This window comes from Streptomyces sp. NPDC104371, assembly GCF_055583785.1.
In genome coordinates this window covers 582,932-601,125 of sequence record NZ_JBVJNF010000002.1, presented here as the reverse complement: position 1 = coordinate 601,125, position 18,194 = coordinate 582,932, and the positions used below count along the sequence as shown (strand labels likewise).

Below are 18,194 nucleotides of genomic sequence, written 5' to 3'. Positions count from 1 at the left end.
GTGATCCCGAAGGGGTTCGGAGTCAGCGCTTGGTCTTCGGGTCGAGCGCGTCGCGCACCGAGTCGCCGAGGAGGTTGAACGCCAGGACGAAGATCACCATGGCGAGACCGGGGAACATCAGCAGGGTGATGTCGTCCTGGTACCACTGGGCGGCGTACCCGATCATGACGCCCCAGTCGGGGGTCGGGTCCTGAAGACCAACACCGAGGTAGGCGAGACCCGCTTCCGTGGAGACCATCATGGGCAGCATGAGGGTGCCCTGGATCAGGATCGGCGTCCACAGGTTGGGCAGCAGTTCCTTGAAGATGATGCGAGCCGGAGACGCACCCGTGACCTTGGCGGCCTCCACGTACTCCCGTTCGCGCAGGGCCAGTACCTGACCGCGCAGCAGTCGGGCGATGGACGCCCAGCCGAAGACGACGAGCAGCAGGATCAGGGAGATCACGATGAGCGAGACGGGCGTGTTCTCGTTGTCGCCCACGAACAGGGCGAGGACCACGGGCGTGAAGGCCACGAAGAAGAGCTGCTGCGGGAAGGCGAGCAGGATGTCCATGACCCGGCCGAGGAGCCAGTCCGTCTTGCCGCCCACATAGCCCGCGGTCACACCGATCACCACGCCGACGACCATGGCGAGCACGGTGATGCCGGTGGCGAGCAGCAGCGAGTTGCGGATCGAGTACCAGAGGAACGTGAAGACGTCACGGCCGAGCTGCGGGTCGATGCCGAACCAGAAGTCGCTGTTGATGCCGCCGTTCGGCGCTGCCGGGAGGCCGTTGTCGCCCAGCAGGCTGGGGTCGTCGACGCCGTAGTTCGTGTACGGGTCCTTGCCGTAGATCTTCGCTATGAGCGGCGCGCAGAGACCGACGACGAAGAAACAGATCACGATGATCGCCGAAACGACGCCCGTGCGGTCCCGCTTGAAGCGGAGCCATGCCAACTGTCCCGGGGACCTGGTCGCGGTGTCCTTCGGGCCGTCAGAAGTGCTCGGCTTCTCGGCGTTCTCGTCGGTCACCTCAAGAGGTGCAGCCGAGGATGGAGTAGGGGTGGTCATGGTGCTCCTGGCCCAAGGGAGGGTCTGATGACTCCGCAGGGCACTCCCCTACGGGCTACGCCGGACTTTTTCAACGCAATTCATTCAAGGTCAATAAATTCTCAGCCGACTTGGGCTTGTCTTTGTGTTCTTTGCCTGGACTTGACCTTTCCGTAGCTACGCGGGTAGCACGTTGTGATCGATCTGTGTCCTCAACCCGGCCAATCGGGCTAATCGGACAAGGAGTTCGATATGCGGATAGGCGAGTGTCGAAATGCGTACATCAACGGTTCGCAAATCAACGGTTCAGTGGGGATAGGCGGAGATCTATTGCTTTGCTGTGGCGTGATCCGTTGTGGACCGTGGGCCATCCCGAACCATCCGCAGTCAAGATCTTTTAGACCCCCTCGCGCATGCCCCATCCGAATGACGTGATCTCGGCCCGATGGTGCGCATCAGTGTGATGCCCCTCGATCGCTGATATTGACCGATATACGGACAGCGCTCCGGCGCTGGCGGTACGGCGCACTCCGAGGAGGCAGTCCATGCGTGGAGCCAGACCCGCCCGATGGGCGGCGGGCGCGGCGGTGGCTGTCCTCGCGGCGGCGGCGTGCGGCGGGGGCGGCGGCACCACCCCCGGGGTGTTCAGCGCTTCCTGGGGCGACCCGCAGAACCCGCTGGAACCGGCCAACACCAACGAGGTCCAGGGCGGCAAGGTCCTCGACATGATCTTCCGCGGGCTCAAGCGCTACAACCCGCGCACCGCCGCCCCGGAGAACATGCTCGCCGAGCGGATCGACACCTCCGACGCACGGAACTTCACCATCACCGTCAAGGACGGCCGGCGGTTCAGCAACGGCGAACCCGTCACCGCCCGCTCGTTCGTCGACGCCTGGAACTACGGCGCGAGCCTGAGGAACAACCAGAAGAACGCGTACTTCTTCGGATACATCGAGGGCTACGACAAGGTGCACCCCGAGACCGGCACCCAGTCCGCCGACACCCTCTCCGGGCTCCGGGTGACCGGCCCCCGTACCTTCACCGTCCGGCTCAACCAGAAGTTCTCGACGTTCCCCGACACCCTCGGCTACGTCGCCTTCTCGCCGCTGCCCAGAGCGTTCTTCGACCACCACGAGGACTGGCTGCGCAAGCCCGTCGGCAACGGCCCCTACCGGATCGTGTCGTACACCAGGGGCTTCAAGATGGCCCTGCGCAGATGGGGCGGGTACCAGGGCCCGGACAAGGCGCGGAACAAGGGCGTGGACCTCCAGGTCTACACGGACAGCAACACCGCCTACACCGACCTCCTGGCCGGCAACCTCGACCTCGTCGACGATGTGCCCGCCACACAGCTCAAGTTCGCCAGGAAGGACCTCGACGGCCGCTACATCAACACCCCCGCCGGCATCATCCAGACCCTCGCCTTCCCGTTCTACGACCGGAGCTGGAACAGCCCCAGGATGCGCAAGGTCCGTACCGGCCTGTCCATGGCGATCGACCGGGACCTGATCACCCGCACCATCTTCCGCAGGACCCGCACCCCGGCCAGTGACTGGACCTCTCCGGTCCTCGGCGCGGCCGGCGGCTTCCAGGACGGGCTCTGCGGCGCGGCCTGTGTCCACGACCCGCGCCGGGCCAAGCAGTTGGTCCGGGAGGGCGGCGGACTGCCCGGCGGACAGGTCCGTATCACCTACAACGCGGACACCGGCTCCCACAAGCAGTGGGTGGACGCGGTCTGCAACTCCATCAACAACGCGCTCGGCGACGACACAGCCTGCGTCGGCAACCCCGTCGGCACTTTCGCCGACTTCCGCAACCAGCTCGGCCGCCACAGCATGCCGGGCCCCTTCCGGGCGGGCTGGCAGATGGACTACCCGCTCATCCAGAACTTCCTCCAGCCGCTCTACTACTCGGGCGGCTCCTCCAACGACGGCCAGTGGTCCAACAAGGACTTCGACCGGCTCGTCGACCAGGCCAACGCGGAGAGCGACCGGGCCAAGGCCGTACGGCTGTTCCAGCGCGCCGAGGGCGTCGTACGGGACCACATGGCCGCCATCCCGCTCTGGTACCAGAACGGCAGCGCGGGCTACTCCCACCGCCTGAGCCACGTGGCCCTCACGCCGTTCAGCGTGCCCGTCTACGACGAGATCAAGGTCGGCTGAGCCGCACGCCGGCCCCTACCACCCGGAGCCCCCATGGGACGGTACGTCATCAGGCGCCTGCTGCAGATGATCCCGGTCTTCTTCGGCGCCACCCTGCTCATCTTCCTCATGGTGCACGTGATGGGCGACCCCGTCGCCGGTCTGTGCGGCGAGCGGCGCTGCGACCCCGCCACCGCGGCCCGGCTGCGCCGGGAGTTCGGCCTCGACCGGCCCGTGTGGCAGCAGTACCTGGCCTACATGGGCCATGTCTTCACCGGCGACTTCGGCACCGCCTTCAACGGACAGCGCGTCACCGAGCTGATGGGGACGGCCTTCCCGATCACCATCCGGCTCACCCTCGTCGCCATCGCCTTCGAGATCGTCATCGGGATCGCGCTCGGCGTGCTCACCGGGCTGCGCCGCGGACACCCCATGGACACCTCCGTCCTGCTGCTCACCCTCGTCGTCATCTCCGTGCCGACCTTCGTCACCGGTCTGCTGCTCCAACTCCTGCTCGGCGTCCACTGGGGCGTGATCCGGCCCTCGGTCTCCCCGCGGGCCGCCCTCGGCGAGCTGATCGTCCCCGGGCTCGTCCTCGCCTCGGTCTCCCTCGCCTACGTCACCCGGCTGACCCGCACCACCATCGCCGAGAACAAGCGCTCCGACTACGTCCGCACGGCCATCGCCAAGGGGCTGCCGCGCCGCCGGGTGATCATCCGGCATCTGCTGCGCAACTCGCTCATCCCCGTCGTCACCTTCATCGGCACCGACATCGGCTCCCTCATGGGCGGCGCGATCGTCACCGAGCGGATCTTCAACATCCACGGCGTCGGCTACCAGCTCTACCAGGGCATCCTCCGCCAGAACACCCAGACCGTCGTGGGCTTCGTGACCGTCCTCGTCCTCGTCTTCCTGATCGCCAACCTGCTCGTCGACCTGCTGTACGCCGTACTCGACCCGAGGATCCGCTATGCCTGAGCAGCCGCCGTACGAGCCCGAGGGCGCCATGGCCGCGACCGGCACCGGCGGCACCATGGACCTCGCCGCCAGCGAGGCGACCACCCTGGAGAAGACGCCCGGGGGAGGGCCGGGCGGCACCGGCCCGGAGGGCAAGCCGCGCAGCCTGTGGTCCGACGCCTGGCACGATCTGCGCCGCAACCCCGTCTTCCTCGCCTCCGCGCTCGTCATCCTCTTCCTCGTACTCCTCGCGATCCGGCCCTCGCTGATCGCCCCCGGCAACCCGCTGAGCTGCGACCTCTCCAAGGCCCTGGACGGCTCGCGCGCCGGGCACCCGTTCGGCTACGACGGCCAGGGCTGCGACGTCTACACCCGCACCGTCTACGGGGCCCGCACCTCGGTCACCGTCGGCGTCTGCGCCACCCTCGGCGTCGCGCTCCTCGGCTCGGTCCTCGGCGGCCTCGCCGGATACTTCGGCCGGGGCTGGGACGCCGTCCTGTCCCGGATCACCGACATCTTCTTCGCGATCCCGGTCCTCCTCGGCGGCCTCGTCCTCCTGTCCGTGGTCACCAGCACCACCGTCTGGCCGGTCGTCGGGTTCATCGTGCTGCTCGGCTGGCCGCAGATCTCCCGTATCGCCCGCGGCGCGGTCATCACCGCCAAACAGAACGACTACGTCCTCGCCGCCCGCGCCCTCGGCGCCTCCGACGCGCGCATCCTGCTGCGGCACATCGCGCCCAACGCCGTCGCGCCGGTCATCGTCGTCGCCACCATCGCGCTCGGCACCTACATCGCGCTGGAGGCGACCTTGTCCTACCTCGGCGTGGGACTGAAGCCGCCGAGCGTCTCCTGGGGCATCGACATCTCCGCCGCCTCCCCGTACATCCGCAACGCCCCGCACGCGCTGCTGTGGCCCTCCGGCGCCCTCGCGATCACCGTGCTCGCGTTCATCATGCTCGGCGACGCCGTGCGCGACGCCCTCGACCCGAAGCTGAGGTGAGCCCCGTGCTGCTCGAAGTACGCGATCTGCACGTGGAGTTCAGGACCCGCGACGGAATCGCCCAGGCCGTGAACGGCGTCGGTTACGGCGTGGACGCGGGCGAGACCCTCGCCGTGCTCGGCGAGTCCGGCAGCGGCAAGTCCGTCACCGCCCAGGCCGTCATGGGCATCCTCGACAGCCCGCCCGGCAGGATCACCGGCGGCCAAGTCCTCTTCCAGGGACGGGACTTGCTGCGGCTCAAGGAGGAGGAGCGGCGCCGGATCCGCGGCGCCGAGATGGCGATGATCTTCCAGGACGCCCTGTCCGCCCTCAACCCCGTCCTCACCGTGGGCGACCAGCTCGGCGAGATGTTCATCGTGCACCGGGGCGCGTCCCGCAAGGACGCCCGCGCCCACGCGGTCGCCCTGATGGACCGGGTACGGATCCCGGGCGCCGCCCACCGCGTCCGCGACTACCCGCACCAGTTCTCCGGCGGTATGCGCCAACGCATCATGATCGCCATGGCGTTGGCACTGGAACCCGCGCTGATCATCGCCGACGAACCCACCACCGCCCTCGACGTCACCGTCCAGGCCCAGGTCATGGATCTGCTCGCGGAACTGCGGCGCGAGTACCGCATGGGCCTCGTCCTCATCACCCACGACCTCGGCGTCGTCGCCGACGTCGCCGACCGCATCGCCGTCATGTACGCGGGCCGCGTCGTCGAGACCGCCCCCGTGCACGACATCTACCGGGCGCCCGCCCACCCCTACACCCGCGGCCTGCTCGACTCCGTCCCCCGGCTCGACCAGAAGGGCGGCCGGCTCTACGCCATCAAGGGCCTGCCCCCCAACCTCATGGCCATCCCCCCGGGCTGCGCCTTCCACCCCCGCTGCCCGCTCGCGCGCGACGTGTGCCGCACCGACGTCCCCCCGCTCCACGAGGTCGCCAAGGACCGGGCGAGCGCCTGCCACTTCTGGAAGGAGTGCCTGCGTGGCCGGGACTGAACCGATCCTGGAGGTCAGCGGGCTGGTCAAGCACTACCCGCTGACCCGGGGGATCCTCGTCAAGAAGCAGATCGGCGCCGTACGGGCCGTCGACGGCGTGGACTTCACTCTCGGCCGGGGCGAGACCCTCGGCATCGTCGGCGAGTCCGGCTGCGGCAAGTCCACGGTCGCCCGGCTGCTCGTCAGCCTGGAGAAGCCGACGGCCGGTTCGATCCGCTACCGGGGCGAGGACATCACGCACCTGTCCCCGCGCGCCCTGAAGGCGGTACGGCGCAACATCCAGATGGTGTTCCAGGACCCGTACACCTCCCTCAACCCCCGGATGACGGTCGGCGACATCATCGGCGAGCCCTACGAGATCCACCCCGAGGCCGCGCCCCGAGGCGACCGGCGCCGACGGGTACGGGACCTGCTCGACGTGGTCGGGCTCAACCCCGAGTACATCAACCGCTATCCGCATCAGTTCTCCGGCGGCCAGCGCCAACGCATCGGCATCGCGCGGGGGCTGGCGCTGCGCCCGGAGATCATCGTCGCCGACGAGCCGGTGTCCGCGCTCGACGTGTCGGTCCAGGCCCAAGTGATCAACCTGCTGGCGGGACTTCAGGAGGAGTTCGGCCTGTCGTACGTCTTCATCGCCCACGACCTCTCGATCGTCCGGCACATCTCCGACCGGGTCGCGGTGATGTACCTGGGCCGCATCGTGGAGCGCGGCGGCCACGCGGAGATCTACGACCACCCGACCCACCCCTACACCCAGGCGCTGCTGTCCGCCGTGCCCGTGCCCGACCCCGAGGCGCGGGAGCACCGGCAGCGGATCATCCTCAGCGGGGACGTGCCCTCCCCGACCCACATCCCCTCCGGCTGCCGGTTCCGTACCCGCTGCTGGAAGGCGCGGGAGCGCTGCGTACGGGAGGTGCCGCCGCTCGCGGTCCCCGAGACGCTCCGTACGGCCGGGGGTCCCGCCGCGCACGACTCGGCGTGCCACTTCGCGGAGAACGACCTCGCCGGACGCGAACTCCGTTAACACGCAAGCAACTTGATCGACACACCGCCGATATACGGGCGCAGGACAGTGAACGGCGTACGGCCGTGCGGGTGCCGTGTGCGGGCCGGGGGGCAGCCATGCCGCCCCGGCCCGCTGTGCGCGGTCAGCCGAGCTTCAGGGCGCGCTTGAGGAAGTCGAGCTGGAGCAGGAGCAGGTTCTCGGCGACCGTCTCCTGCGGGGTCATGTGCGTCACCCCGGACAGCGGCAGCACCTCGTGCGGGCGGCCCGCGGCCAGCAGCGCCGAGGACAGCCGCAGCGAGTGGGCCATCACCACGTTGTCGTCCGCCAGGCCATGGATGACCATCATCGGCCGGGCCGGGTCCGCGGCGTCGACCAGGCCCGCGTCGTCGATCACCGAGTTGCGGCGGTAGACCTCCGGCTGCTCCGCGGGGTGCCCGAGGTAGCGCTCCTGGTAGAAGGTGTCATAGAGCCGCAGGTCGGTCACCGGCGCGCCGACCACGCCCGCGTGGAAGACGTCCGGGCGGCGCAGCACCGCGAGCGCCGCGAGATAGCCGCCGAAGGACCAGCCGCGGATCGCGACCCGGTCCAGGTCGAGCGGGAAGTCCCCGGCGAGGGCGTGCAGCGCGTCGACCTGGTCCTGGAGCGCGACCGCCGCCACCTCGTCCCTGATCTCCTTCTCCCAGGCGGGGGAGCGGCCCGGGGTGCCCCGGCCGTCCGCGACGATCACCGCGAAGCCCTGGTCGGCGAACCACTGCGAGGTCAGATGCGGGTTGTGCGCGGCCAGCACGCGCTGACCGTGCGGGCCGCCATAGGGGTCCATCAGGACGGGCAGGGAGGTGTCACCGGCGTAGTCCGTAGGCATAAGCACGGCGCATGGGATTCGGCGTGCGCCCCCCTGAGTGAGCGTCATGCGCGGGGACAAACCAGGGTGTTCGGCATATGACGCCACGGTCAGGGGCTTCGCGGGGCCGCCGGTCGGGCCGCCCTGGGCCCCGCCCGTCTCGTTGCGCTTGCCGTCGCTCAACACCCGCGCCCGGGTGCCCGGTTGGCCAGGGAGCGAGGAGACGAGTACGATCACGCCCCCGGCTCGCACCGCCGTGTGCACGCCGGGTTCCTGGGAGACGCGCTCCACGCCGAGTTCATTGACGCGGTAGACATGGACCTCGCCGATCTCCGGGGAAGAGGCCGCCTCGCCGTCCCCCAAGCTCTCGGCTTCGCTCGAGCAGGGAGGTACCCCCACCGCCGAGACCAGTACATCGTCGTCCGACACATCGAGCACCGCGCGTACGTGCAACTGCGGCCCCGTCAAAGGCCGTTCGCCCACCGCGAGCACCCGTGCGCCACCCTCGTCGGCGATCCGCACGAGCTGTCCTGAGGGGGTCCAGCAGGGAATACCAGGGAAAAGTTCAAGCCAAACTGGATCTTCGTCGGCGTGCACCATCCGAGTGGCGCCCGTGTCCGGGTCCACGGCCAGGAAGAGCTGGCCGCGCTGGTCGCGTGACTGGACCAGAATCAGCGGCGCACCCGCCGCTGACCAGTGCACTCGCGTCAGATAGGGGTAGCCGACCCGGTCCCAGACGACCTCCGTGCGCGACCCGTCGAGGCCCAGGACGAACAGCCGTACGTCCGCGTTGTCGGTTCCGGCCGCCGGGTACGCGACCTGTCGCGGCGCCCGTTCCGGGTGCGCGGGATCGGAGATCCACCACCGCTGTACCGGCGTGTCGTCCACGCGCGCGACCAGCATCCGATCGGACTCCGGCGACCACCAGAAGCCTCGCGAACGCTCCATCTCCTCGGCCGCGACGAACTCCGCGAGGCCGTAGGAGACGGACTCCGACTCCGGTTCGGCGAGGGCCCGGTCGCCCTCGCCGTCGGCGCCGATCACGCGCAGGGCGCCCCGCGCGACGTACGCGATGTGCCGTCCGTCGGGGGCCGGACGCGGGTCGATCACCGGGCCCGCGGCGGGCAGTTCGCGCGCCGTGCCCGCGCGCAGTTCGGCGCTGAACAACCGCCCTGACAAGGCAAAAGAGGCCAACTCCACGGCCGCGTCGGTGGCGTAGCCGACGATGCCGGCGCCCCCCTCACGGCTGCGCTCGCGACGGGCCAGCTCCTCGGGCGGCACCTGCTCGGTGGTGCCCTTCAGCAGAGCGCCGGGGTCGGCCGCGGGGCGCTCCGCACCGTCCGCGGTGTCGAGGACCCAGAGGTGGTGAGCGCGGTCCGTGCCGGACGTGGAGCGCAGGAACACGACACGAGAACCATCGGGCGAGACGGTGAACGAACGCGGCGCGCCGAGCGTGAATCGCTGGGTCCGCGCGTGCCGTCGAGGGAAGGAATCGGGTTCGCTCGTCATGCCCTGACCATATTGGCCATGCGCCCCCTTGTGCGGCTGTGCGCCGATCGATGCGCACGTACGGATAGTTATGATCACTGGCGCACGGTGGGTAAGAACCCGCTTGCATCTGTGTGGATTTACCAATCCGGGTATGTCCTCATGGAGTTGTTACCCCCATAGTCCGAACCCCCGCGTCCCCGTGGATCATTGGAGGTGAGCCGCCGTGGCACTCTCGATTTCGGCGGTGGTGCTGCTGGCGATCGTCGTCTTCCTTCTGGTCAAGAAGTCAGGGCTGAAGGCCGGGCATGCGGTCGTGTGCATGTTGCTCGGCTTCTATCTCTCCTCGTCGACGATCGCGCCGACGATCACTCAGCTCACGACGAACCTCGCGGGGATGATCGGAAGCATCAAGTTCTGAGCGACCTGCCGTGACGGCAGGCTCTACGCACACCCCGGTGCGGGCGGTCACCGTACGCGTCGGCGTCGTGACGGTTCACGGTGGGGGTGCGTCATCACCCCCGAGGGACGCGCGTCGAAATCCGACGCCCTCGGGGGCCCGTAGGGTGGTCCCATGACGGATCTGCCCGACCGGCGTCTGCTCCTGGTGCACGCGCACCCGGACGACGAGTCGATCAACAACGGCGCGACCATGGCCAAGTACGCGGCCGAGGGCGCGCGGGTGACGCTGGTGACCTGCACGCTCGGCGAGGAGGGCGAGGTCATCCCGCCCGGACTCGCGCATCTCGCGCCCGACCGCGACGACGCGCTGGGCCCGTACCGCGCCGACGAGCTGGCCGCCGCCATGGCCCGGCTCGGCGTGCGCGACCACCGCCTGCTCGGCGGCGCCGGGCGGTACCGCGACTCCGGGATGATGGGCACCGAGCAGAACCGCCGCCCCGGCGCCTTCTGGGCCGCCGACCTCGACGAGGCCGCCGGTCATCTGGTGGCGGTCGTCCGGGAGGTACGCCCCCAGGTCCTCGTCACCTACGACCCCGACGGTGGCTACGGCCACCCCGACCACATCCAGGCCCACCGCGTCGCGATGCGCGCCGCCGGGCTGGCCGCCGATCCCGGCTTCCGTCCGGACCTCGGCACGGCCTGGGAGATCGGCAAGATCTACTGGAACCGGATGCCGCGGCCGGCCGCGGAGGCCGGGTTCGCGCGGTTGCGCGAGGAAATCGACGCGACGCCCTTCAAGAAGGCGGCGGCCGTCGATGATGTCCCCGGTGTCGTGGACGAGTCCGTGATCACTACGGAGATCGACGGCTCGGAGTTCGCCGCCGCGAAGGCTTCGGCGATGCGGGCGCATGCCACGCAGATCGAGGTCGCCGAGCCGTATTTCGCGCTCTCCAACGACCTGGCGCAACCGCTGTTCACCACCGAGTACTACGAGTTGGTGCGCGGCGCCTCGGCCGACGGCCGGGAGACGGATCTCTTCGAGGGGGTGGCGTCATGACGCCGACCGGACAGCGGCCCAGCGGGCTGGCACAGCCCCTCGGGATGCCCCCCTTCGGGCGGATGGCCGCCTACCTCGGCCTGGCCGTGCTCGGCGCGCTGGTCGGCGTGGCGGGCGCCCTGGTGCAGTCCGGCTGGTTCCCCGGCGGGCTGCTGCTCGCGCTCGCGGGCGCGGCGGGGCTCTTCGTCGGCGGGGCGCGGGCCACGGCCGCCCGCGCGGGGGCGCTCGCGCCCGCCGCCGGGTGGATGATCGCCGTCGTCCTGCTGACCTCCAGCCGACCCGAAGGCGACTTCCTGTTCAGCGCGGGCGCGGGGTCGTATCTGTTCCTGCTCGGCGGCATGGTCGTGGCTGTGATCTGCGCCACCCTTGCCGGTGGACGGTCATCGGGCGGCCCCGCCACCCGACTTGGCAAGTGACGTACGACTTCGCCGTCAGGACTTCGCGGACGTCTCGTCCGCGCGTGGTACGGACGCGGTGGTCGCGCGCGGGATTCCCCATGGGCGCGCTCTGCGCATCGCGAGCGGCCAGTATGGTGGTGCGCACCGCCGAGTCTCCCCCGAGCTCTCGGCCATGCTCGAGCAGGGGGACCCCCACCTGTTGAGGTCGATGCGGGCGGCGGAGCCAACCGGGAGAACCTGCCTTGAGTCGTGAAACTGACAGTTCGTCCGCTGGAGCCAATGGGAACGGCGCGACCGCCTACCCGTCGGGGACGCCGCCGTACGGGACCCCCATGGCGCCCGGGGACGGTGTCGATGCGAGCCGTTCGGCCACGCAGTCGGAGGAACGCAAGACCGAGACCACGCTGACCACCCGGATCCGGATCAACATCCCCGGGTCGCGGCCCATTCCGCCGGTGGTCGTGCGCAAGCCCGTCGAGGAGGAGGGCGCCGTGGACGAGACCGACGCCGATCCCCAGACGACCGCCTCCATGAGCGTGCCGAGCGTCCCCGAGAGCCCCGCGGAGCCCTCCCCGGCGGCCGAGGAGAAGCCGACGAGCGACTGGTTCGCGCCCCGCAAGTCCTCGGCGGCCAAGGGCCGTCAGGACGGTGGCCCGGCCAACAGCGCCGCTCCGTCCGGGGGTTCGGGCCCGAAGGGTGCGAATGGCGCGAACGTCGCGAACGGTGCGAACGTAGCCAACGGCCCGAAGGGTGCGAACGGCGCACAGGGTGCGCAGGGCACGCAGGGTTCCGCGCCCGCGCAGTCCGGCCCCGGTGCGGGCGCCGGGCGTCCGGGTGGTCCGGGTGCGAACGGTACGGGTGGAGCGCGCCCCGCCGCGTCCCCCGGCGGCGGCGTACGCCCCGGTGGTACGAAGGGCGGCCTCCCGGGTGCCGCGGGCGCGGGTCCCGTCGCGCCGGGCCACGGCGGGGGCACCGGCTCCTTCGACCTGTCCGAGGCCGTGGCGGCCAGCACCGCACAACTCCCGGTCATAGACCCCGACGACGACTGGCCCCTCCGGGAGAACCCGCCGCCGGTCCCCGACCTGGGCTTCCGTGGCCCGGCGGGTCCGACCGGCGGCCCGGTCACCGGCGACGGACCGCTCGTCCCGCCCCCGGGCGCCGCGGCGGGCCGCCCCGGCCCGAACACTCCCGGCGCCCCCGGTGCCGCCGCGGGCCGGCAGCAACGTCCCGTCGGCGGGTTCAGCGACGACACCGCGGTCCTCACCCCGCAGAAGCCCGCCGAGCCGGGCCCGCGGAAGGTCCCCGGCCCCCGCGGCAACGTCTCCGGGCAGACCGTCACGAGCGGCGTCCCCGGCACCCCGCCGGGCAACCAGAACGGGCTCGGGTCGTTCGCGGCGGGAGCCCCGTCCGACGGACCGCTGCCGAGCGCGCCCCCGAAGGAGACGAAGCCCGCCCCCAGCGCGAAGCCGGCCAAGAAGAAGGGGCGCAGCAAGCTGGTGCTCCTGGGCGGCGGCGTGGTCGTCATCGCCGGTGTCGCCTACGGCGCCGGGCTGCTGATGAACCACTCCGACGTCCCCAAGGGCACCACCGTGCTCGGCGTCGACATCGGCGGCGGCACCCGTGACGAGGCGGCCACGAAGCTCGACGCCGCGCTGGCCAGCCGTACGAACAAGCCGCTCCAGTTGTCGATCGACGGCAAGACGGTCGCCCTCAAGCCCGAGCAGTCGGGCCTCCAGGTCGACAGCAAGGCCACCGTCGCCAAGGCCGCGCAGAGCGACTACAACCCGGTCTCGGTGATCCGCTCCCTGTTCGAGCGCAAGCGCGTCGTCCAGCCGGTGATCCCCGTCGACGTGGAGAAGCTCCAGGCCGCCCTCGGGCGGGTCGGAGGCGGCTCCGGGGCGATGACCGAGGGCACGATCAAGTTCGAGTCCGGCCGGGCCGTCGCCGTGTACGGCAAGGCGGGCAAGGGCATCGACCTCGCCGCCTCGACCAAGACGGTCGAGCAGGCGTACCGCAAGCAGGTCGAGACCGACACCAGCGCTCCCGTGCAGGTGGCCACGACCACCCGTCAGCCGACGGTCACGAACGCCGAGGTCGACCGGATGATGAAGGAGTTCGCCGAGCCGGCGATGTCCGGCAGGGTGACGGTCATGACCGACCCGGGCCACGTGGTGCTGCTCAGCCCCGAGAACTCCCTGTGGAAGTTCCTCGAAGTGAAGGCCGTCGACGGCAAGTTGACCGAGTCGTACAACAAGCAGGCCCTCAAGGAGCTGTACGGCCACGCCTTCGACACCGTCCTCATCACCCGCGGCACCGGGCAGAAGACGCCGGTGGCGGTGACGGACGTGATCCAGGCGCTGCGCCCCGCGCTGCTCGGGAAGACGGCGACGGAGCGCGTCGCCAAGATCAACACCAACCCCAGCTAGCGGTACGGGAGTTGCCCCGCGTCCCTCGCGGCGCGGGGTGACATCTGTCATGTCGGAGTGCCGACAGCCGACACTGCCACCGCGCGCCCCCGCCCCGCGATCATTGCGGCATGACGATGACAACGGGGGCCACCAAGGTGGTCGGGTTCGAGCAGGTGACCAAGGCCTACGGTGACGTACGCGCCGTCGACGGGCTGTCGCTGGAGCTGCATCCGGGGGAGACCGTGGCGCTGCTCGGGCCCAACGGCGCGGGCAAGTCGACCACCCTCGACCTGCTCCTCGGGCTCAAGCAGGCGGACAGCGGCTCGGTGAAGGTGCTCGGGACCAGCCCGCGCCAGGCGATCGTGGCCGGGCGGGTCGGCGCCATGCTGCAGAGCGGCGGACTGATGGAGGACGTCAGCGTCGCCGAACTGGTGCGGCTCGCCTGTGCTCTGCACCCGAGGCCGTTCAAGGCCGACGACGTGATGGCCCGCGCGGGCGTCTCCCAGATCGCCGACCGCAAGGTCAACAAGCTCTCCGGCGGCCAGGCCCAGCGCGTGCGCTTCGCGCTGGCCACCGCGGGCGACAGCGACCTGATCGTCCTGGACGAGCCGACCACCGGCATGGACGTCTCCGCCCGCCAGGCGTTCTGGGCCACCATGCGCGCGCAGGCCGACCAGGGCCGTACCGTCCTGTTCGCCACCCACTACCTCGAAGAGGCCGACGCCATCGCGGACCGGGTCCTGGTCCTGCACCGCGGCCGGCTGCTCGCCGACGGCACCGCCGCCGAGATCAAGGCGAGGGCGGGCGCCCGCCGCGTCTCCTTCGACCTGGCGGGCGCGTTCGACGAGGTGGCCCTGCGCGGCCTGCCCTTCGTGACATCGATCGCCATCAGCGGCCATACCGTCCGGGTCCAGTCCGCCGACGCCGACGCGACCGTGCACGCGCTCTACCGGCTCGGCGTCTACCCCCACAACCTCGAAGTCGCCGGGCTCGGTCTGGAGCAGGCGTTCGTCGCCATCACGGAGGCCGAGGAGGCCAAGCAGTCATGAACAGCCTGATCAAGCTCGAACTCGTCCGCGCCCTGCGCAACCGCAAGTTCCTGTTCTTCTCGGTGATCTACCCCTCGGCCCTCTTCCTGCTCATCGCGGGCAAGGCCGACAGCACGACGAAGGTCGAGGGCAGCGGTCTCACCCTCCCGACCTACATGATGGTCTCCATGGCCTCCTTCGGTGCCCTGACCGCCGTCCTGATGGGCAACAGCGAGCGCATCTCCAAGGAGCGGGAGAGCGGCTGGGTACGGCAGCTCAGGCTGACCATGCTGCCGGGGCGCGGATACGTCCTCGCCAAGACGGCCAGTTCCGCCGTGGTGAGCCTGCCCTCGATCGTGGTCGTCTTCGCCGTCGCCGCGGCCGTCAAGCACGTCCGCCTGGACGCCTGGCAGTGGCTCGCGCTGACCGGCGCGATCTGGGCCGGCAGCCTGGTCTTCGCCGCGCTCGGCGTCGCCCTCGGCTACCTGGCCAGCGGTGACGCGGTCCGCCCGATCACGATGATCGTCTACTTCGGGCTGTCGATCCTCGGCGGCCTGTGGATGCCGACGACGACCTTCCCCGACTGGCTGCAGAGCGCCACCAAGTGGGTGCCCACGCACGCGTACGCCGCTCTGGGGCAGGCCATCGAGGAGAGCCAGGCCCCGCACGGCCGGGACATCGCCATCCTTGTCGTCTTCTTCGTCCTGTTCACGGGTGGCGCCGCGTGGCTCTACCGGAAGGACACACTGAAGGCGTGAGCGCCATGACGGAAGACCCGCGATCCGGTGAAGCCCGTGCCGAACGGCTGCTGCGGATGGTGTGCCCGTCCCGCAGCCGGGCCGAGGTGCTGCGCAAGCTGCTGTGGATCGTCCCCTGGCTGATCTTCCTCAGCGCGCCGGTGGAGGACCTGGTCTCCGGGCCCCACACCACGGCCGCCACCGTGGCCGGCTGCCTGGGGCTCACGGCCTTCACCGGGATCTATCTGACACTGGTCTTCCGCAACATGAGCCGGCCGTTCCCCGGGCCCGTCGTCGGCTGGCTCGCCGCCGTGCTCGGCGTTCTCGCCGTCGTCCTGAGCCTCACCCTCGGCGGGCATTGGGTCGGCCTCTTCGTGTACGTGTCGGTCGTCTGCGGGGCGGCGTTCCCGCTGAAGATCGCGTACGGGGCGATCCCGCTGACCGCCGTGGCCATGCTGTGCGTGGTCGAGTACGACGGCGCGGGCGGCATGTGGACCCTGCTCCTGCTGGTGCTGCTCATCGGCTTCGCCATGACCGGCGTACGCCAACTCGTGCACATCACCATCGAGTTGCGCCAGGCCCGCGCCACCGTCGCCCAGCTCGCCGCCAACGAGGAGCGGCTGCGCCTCGCCCGCGACCTGCACGATCTGCTCGGCCACTCGCTCTCCCTGATCACCCTGAAGAGCGAGCTGGCCGGCCGGATGCTCCCCGACCATCCCGAGCGTGCGGCCCAGCAGGTCGCCGACATCGAACAGGTCAGCCGCCAGGCCCTCGTCGACGTCCGCGAGGCCGTCACCGGCTATCGGCGGCCCCGGCTGTCCGACGAACTGGCCGGCGCCCGGGTCGCGTTGACCGCCGCCGGAGTGAGCGCCGAACTGCCCGCCGAACCCGATCTCGACGGCGTCCCCGAGGAGAGCGAGTCCGCGCTCGCCTGGGCGCTGCGCGAGGCCGTCACCAACGTGGTGCGGCACAGCGGCGCGAGCCGCTGCACGGTGGATGTGTTCCGCCGCCAGACCCTGGACGGCGCCTTCCTCGAACTGTCCGTCGAGGACAACGGCTCGGACGGCCCCGGCACGGGCCCCGGCAACGGACTGACCGGACTGACCGAACGCCTGGAGAAGGCCGGCGGCATGCTGGAGGCGGGCCGGGCCAAGCGCGGCTTCCGGCTGGCCGCCCGCGTGCCGGTCGCCTCCGGCACCGACATAGGATCCCCGGCATGAGCAGCACGATCAAGGTCCTCCTGGCCGAAGACCAGTCGATGGTCCGCGAGGCACTGGCCGCACTGCTCGGGCTGGAGGCAGACATAGAGGTCGTCGTCCAGGTGGCGCGCGGGGACGAGGTCGTGGCGGCGGCCCGCGCGCACGACCTCGACGTGGCCCTGCTCGACATCGAGATGCCGGGTGCCACGGGCCTGGAGGCCGCGGCGGCGCTGCGGCGGGAGCTGCCGGACCTCAAGGTAGTCATCCTCACCACGTTCGGCCGCCCCGGCTATCTGCGCTCCGCGATGGAGGCGGGCGCCGCCGCCTTCCTGGTGAAGGACGCGCCCGCGGCCCAACTCGCCGACGCGATACGGAAGGTGCTCGCCGGAGAGCGCGTCATCGACCCCACGCTGGCGGCGGCGGCCCTGGCCGACGGTGCCAACCCGCTGACCGACCGCGAACGCGAGGTCCTGCGTGCGGCGGCGGACGGCTCCACCAACGCCGAACTGGCCGCCGCCCTCCACCTGTCCCAGGGCACGGTCCGCAACTACCTCTCCATGGCGATCCAGAAGCTCGCGGTCCGCAACCGCGCGGAGGCGGTACGGATGGCACGGGAGAAGGGCTGGCTGTGACGGCCGAGTCGGCCGGACCGAAGCTCAGTTGAGCCGCGCCCGAGCCGCCTGCGCCTGCCCCCGCACCCGCTCCGCGGCCGGTACGTCCACGGCGGACACCAGCTCGGCGTACGCGTCGAGTTCGGCCGCCCCGCCCAGGAAGTCCCCGCACTGCACGAGGAGTTGGGCGCGCTCGTACCGCAGCCGCGCCGGATGCGACGGCAGCAGCAGCGACAACTCGACCGCCCACAGGGCGACATCCGACCGCTCGGGCCGGGCGGCGGCCCACGCGCGGATGTTGTTGAGGATCCGCAGGACGACATCGAGCGGATCGGCGGGGCTGAGCACCGACGGGTCCAGCGGCGCCCCCGTGGCCCCGGCGACCAGCAGCTCGGCGTCGCCGCCGGTCAGCACCCGGCCGCCGTCGAACGGGTCGGCCAGCACCTGCTCGTCCAACGGCCCGAACCCGACGACGAAGTGCCCGGGAAGCGCGACCCCGTAGACCGGCCCACCCGCCCGCCGGGCCACCTCCAGCCACACCACCGACAGCAGGATCGGCAGCCCGCGCCGCCGCCGCAGCACCTCGTGCAGCAGCGATGACTCCAGGCGCCCGTAGTCCGCGGCCACACCGTGGAACCCACAGCGCCCACCGAGGACGTCGGCCAGCGCCGCGGCCCAGGCGCGGGGCCCGCCCGGCGCGTACGGAAGCTGCCCGGCCAGCCGGTCCAGCTCGATCTGCGCGGCGTCCATCCCGGCCTCGTCCAGCTCCCCGTCCGCCGCCGCGCCCACCAGCAGGCACAGCGTCACGAGATCGGGCCGCTCGGAGCGTGCTTCCTCGGCGAACCGCCGCCGTATGTCGGTGGCTCGCTCGGGCTCGGGGGGACGGAGGACGCGCATGCCTGGGA

The 18,194-nt window shown here is 70.8% G+C and carries 16 protein-coding genes; 13 read left to right on the top strand and 3 right to left on the bottom strand.

Translation table 11 applies throughout. The features are described from left to right. Positions 1-22: 22 nt before the first annotated feature. Positions 23-1,012 carry an ABC transporter permease gene (locus tag ACZ60T_RS08565; RefSeq protein WP_469665290.1) on the bottom strand — a complete coding sequence of 330 codons (990 nt, stop codon included), beginning with the start codon at positions 1,010-1,012 and terminating at the stop codon, positions 23-25. A gap of 563 nt (positions 1,013-1,575) precedes the next feature. Between ACZ60T_RS08565 and ACZ60T_RS08560 the strand changes: the two genes are divergently transcribed. Genes ACZ60T_RS08560 through ACZ60T_RS08540 form a run of 5 tightly spaced genes read left to right on the top strand, consistent with a single transcriptional unit; the run spans position 1,576 to position 7,138 of the window. Next, positions 1,576-3,192, top strand: coding sequence for a peptide ABC transporter substrate-binding protein (locus ACZ60T_RS08560; RefSeq protein WP_365621831.1), 1,617 nt, complete (start codon positions 1,576-1,578; stop codon positions 3,190-3,192). A gap of 33 nt (positions 3,193-3,225) precedes the next feature. Next, the gene (locus ACZ60T_RS08555; RefSeq protein ID WP_469665289.1) at positions 3,226-4,149 is read left to right on the top strand and encodes an ABC transporter permease; all 924 of its coding nucleotides are present in this window, start codon (positions 3,226-3,228) and stop codon (positions 4,147-4,149) included. Then, on the top strand, positions 4,142-5,128 hold the full coding sequence (locus tag ACZ60T_RS08550; protein ID WP_469665288.1) for an ABC transporter permease: 987 nt from the start codon (positions 4,142-4,144) through the stop codon (positions 5,126-5,128). Before ACZ60T_RS08555 ends, ACZ60T_RS08550 begins: the two co-directional genes overlap by 8 nt. 5 nt (positions 5,129-5,133) lie before the next feature. Beyond that, complete coding sequence (locus tag ACZ60T_RS08545; protein WP_365621840.1) at positions 5,134-6,114, top strand: ABC transporter ATP-binding protein; 981 nt, start codon at positions 5,134-5,136, stop codon at positions 6,112-6,114. Next, positions 6,101-7,138, top strand: coding sequence for an ABC transporter ATP-binding protein (locus ACZ60T_RS08540; protein WP_365621843.1), 1,038 nt, complete (start codon positions 6,101-6,103; stop codon positions 7,136-7,138). Before ACZ60T_RS08545 ends, ACZ60T_RS08540 begins: the two co-directional genes overlap by 14 nt. 124 nt (positions 7,139-7,262) lie before the next feature. Here the strand turns inward: ACZ60T_RS08540 and ACZ60T_RS08535 are convergent, their stop codons facing one another. Further along, positions 7,263-9,470: a prolyl oligopeptidase family serine peptidase gene (locus ACZ60T_RS08535; RefSeq protein WP_469665287.1), complete on the bottom strand. Its 2,208-nt coding sequence runs from the start codon at positions 9,468-9,470 to the stop codon at positions 7,263-7,265. A gap of 205 nt (positions 9,471-9,675) precedes the next feature. On the opposite strand from ACZ60T_RS08535, the gene ACZ60T_RS08530 reads away from it, so the two are divergent. The 8 genes from ACZ60T_RS08530 to ACZ60T_RS08495 all read left to right on the top strand — a co-directional run bounded on the left by ACZ60T_RS08530 (position 9,676) and on the right by ACZ60T_RS08495 (position 17,310). Beyond that, positions 9,676-9,870 carry a hypothetical protein gene (locus ACZ60T_RS08530; protein ID WP_252426358.1) on the top strand — a complete coding sequence of 65 codons (195 nt, stop codon included), beginning with the start codon at positions 9,676-9,678 and terminating at the stop codon, positions 9,868-9,870. Positions 9,871-10,023: 153 nt separating this feature from the next. Next, positions 10,024-10,908, top strand: a complete 885-nt coding sequence (gene mshB / locus ACZ60T_RS08525; protein ID WP_469665286.1) for an N-acetyl-1-D-myo-inositol-2-amino-2-deoxy-alpha-D-glucopyranoside deacetylase — start codon at positions 10,024-10,026, stop codon at positions 10,906-10,908. Next, positions 10,905-11,324 (top strand): DUF6113 family protein, encoded by a 420-nt coding sequence (locus ACZ60T_RS08520; RefSeq protein ID WP_469665285.1) that lies wholly within the window; start codon positions 10,905-10,907, stop codon positions 11,322-11,324. Before mshB ends, ACZ60T_RS08520 begins: the two co-directional genes overlap by 4 nt. A gap of 224 nt (positions 11,325-11,548) precedes the next feature. Then, on the top strand, positions 11,549-13,732 hold the full coding sequence (locus ACZ60T_RS08515; RefSeq protein WP_469665284.1) for a hypothetical protein: 2,184 nt from the start codon (positions 11,549-11,551) through the stop codon (positions 13,730-13,732). A 116-nt stretch (positions 13,733-13,848) separates the two neighbouring features. Continuing rightward, on the top strand, positions 13,849-14,763 hold the full coding sequence (locus ACZ60T_RS08510; RefSeq protein ID WP_469665560.1) for an ABC transporter ATP-binding protein: 915 nt from the start codon (positions 13,849-13,851) through the stop codon (positions 14,761-14,763). Beyond that, complete coding sequence (locus ACZ60T_RS08505) at positions 14,760-15,500, top strand: ABC transporter permease (RefSeq protein ID WP_365621857.1); 741 nt, start codon at positions 14,760-14,762, stop codon at positions 15,498-15,500. The genes ACZ60T_RS08510 and ACZ60T_RS08505 overlap by 4 nt, the downstream gene beginning before the upstream one ends. A gap of 5 nt (positions 15,501-15,505) precedes the next feature. Next, positions 15,506-16,699, top strand: a complete 1,194-nt coding sequence (locus tag ACZ60T_RS08500) for a sensor histidine kinase (RefSeq protein ID WP_469665559.1) — start codon at positions 15,506-15,508, stop codon at positions 16,697-16,699. Then, on the top strand, positions 16,696-17,310 hold the full coding sequence (locus ACZ60T_RS08495) for a response regulator (RefSeq protein ID WP_469665283.1): 615 nt from the start codon (positions 16,696-16,698) through the stop codon (positions 17,308-17,310). Before ACZ60T_RS08500 ends, ACZ60T_RS08495 begins: the two co-directional genes overlap by 4 nt. A 24-nt stretch (positions 17,311-17,334) precedes the next feature. Here ACZ60T_RS08495 and ACZ60T_RS08490 read toward each other — a convergent pair whose 3' ends face one another. Then, complete coding sequence (locus ACZ60T_RS08490; RefSeq protein WP_365621863.1) at positions 17,335-18,186, bottom strand: transglutaminase-like domain-containing protein; 852 nt, start codon at positions 18,184-18,186, stop codon at positions 17,335-17,337. Between the last annotated feature and the right edge of the window lie 8 nt (positions 18,187-18,194).

What these genes read in the sequence shown, in the direction of transcription:
- ACZ60T_RS08510 (WP_469665560.1), top strand. Translation starts at nt 13,849, where the DNA reads ATGACAACGGGGGCCACCAAGGTGGTCGGGTTCGAGCAGGTGACCAAG.
- ACZ60T_RS08560 (WP_365621831.1), top strand. Translation starts at nt 1,576, where the DNA reads ATGCGTGGAGCCAGACCCGCCCGATGGGCGGCGGGCGCGGCGGTGGCT.
- ACZ60T_RS08550 (WP_469665288.1), top strand. Translation starts at nt 4,142, where the DNA reads ATGCCTGAGCAGCCGCCGTACGAGCCCGAGGGCGCCATGGCCGCGACC.
- ACZ60T_RS08555 (WP_469665289.1), top strand. Translation starts at nt 3,226, where the DNA reads ATGGGACGGTACGTCATCAGGCGCCTGCTGCAGATGATCCCGGTCTTC.
- ACZ60T_RS08505 (WP_365621857.1), top strand. Translation starts at nt 14,760, where the DNA reads ATGAACAGCCTGATCAAGCTCGAACTCGTCCGCGCCCTGCGCAACCGC.
- ACZ60T_RS08500 (WP_469665559.1), top strand. Translation starts at nt 15,506, where the DNA reads ATGACGGAAGACCCGCGATCCGGTGAAGCCCGTGCCGAACGGCTGCTG.
- ACZ60T_RS08535 (WP_469665287.1), bottom strand. Translation starts at nt 9,470, where the DNA reads ATGACGAGCGAACCCGATTCCTTCCCTCGACGGCACGCGCGGACCCAG.
- ACZ60T_RS08520 (WP_469665285.1), top strand. Translation starts at nt 10,905, where the DNA reads ATGACGCCGACCGGACAGCGGCCCAGCGGGCTGGCACAGCCCCTCGGG.
- ACZ60T_RS08490 (WP_365621863.1), bottom strand. Translation starts at nt 18,186, where the DNA reads ATGCGCGTCCTCCGTCCCCCCGAGCCCGAGCGAGCCACCGACATACGG.
- mshB (WP_469665286.1), top strand. Translation starts at nt 10,024, where the DNA reads ATGACGGATCTGCCCGACCGGCGTCTGCTCCTGGTGCACGCGCACCCG.
- ACZ60T_RS08495 (WP_469665283.1), top strand. Translation starts at nt 16,696, where the DNA reads ATGAGCAGCACGATCAAGGTCCTCCTGGCCGAAGACCAGTCGATGGTC.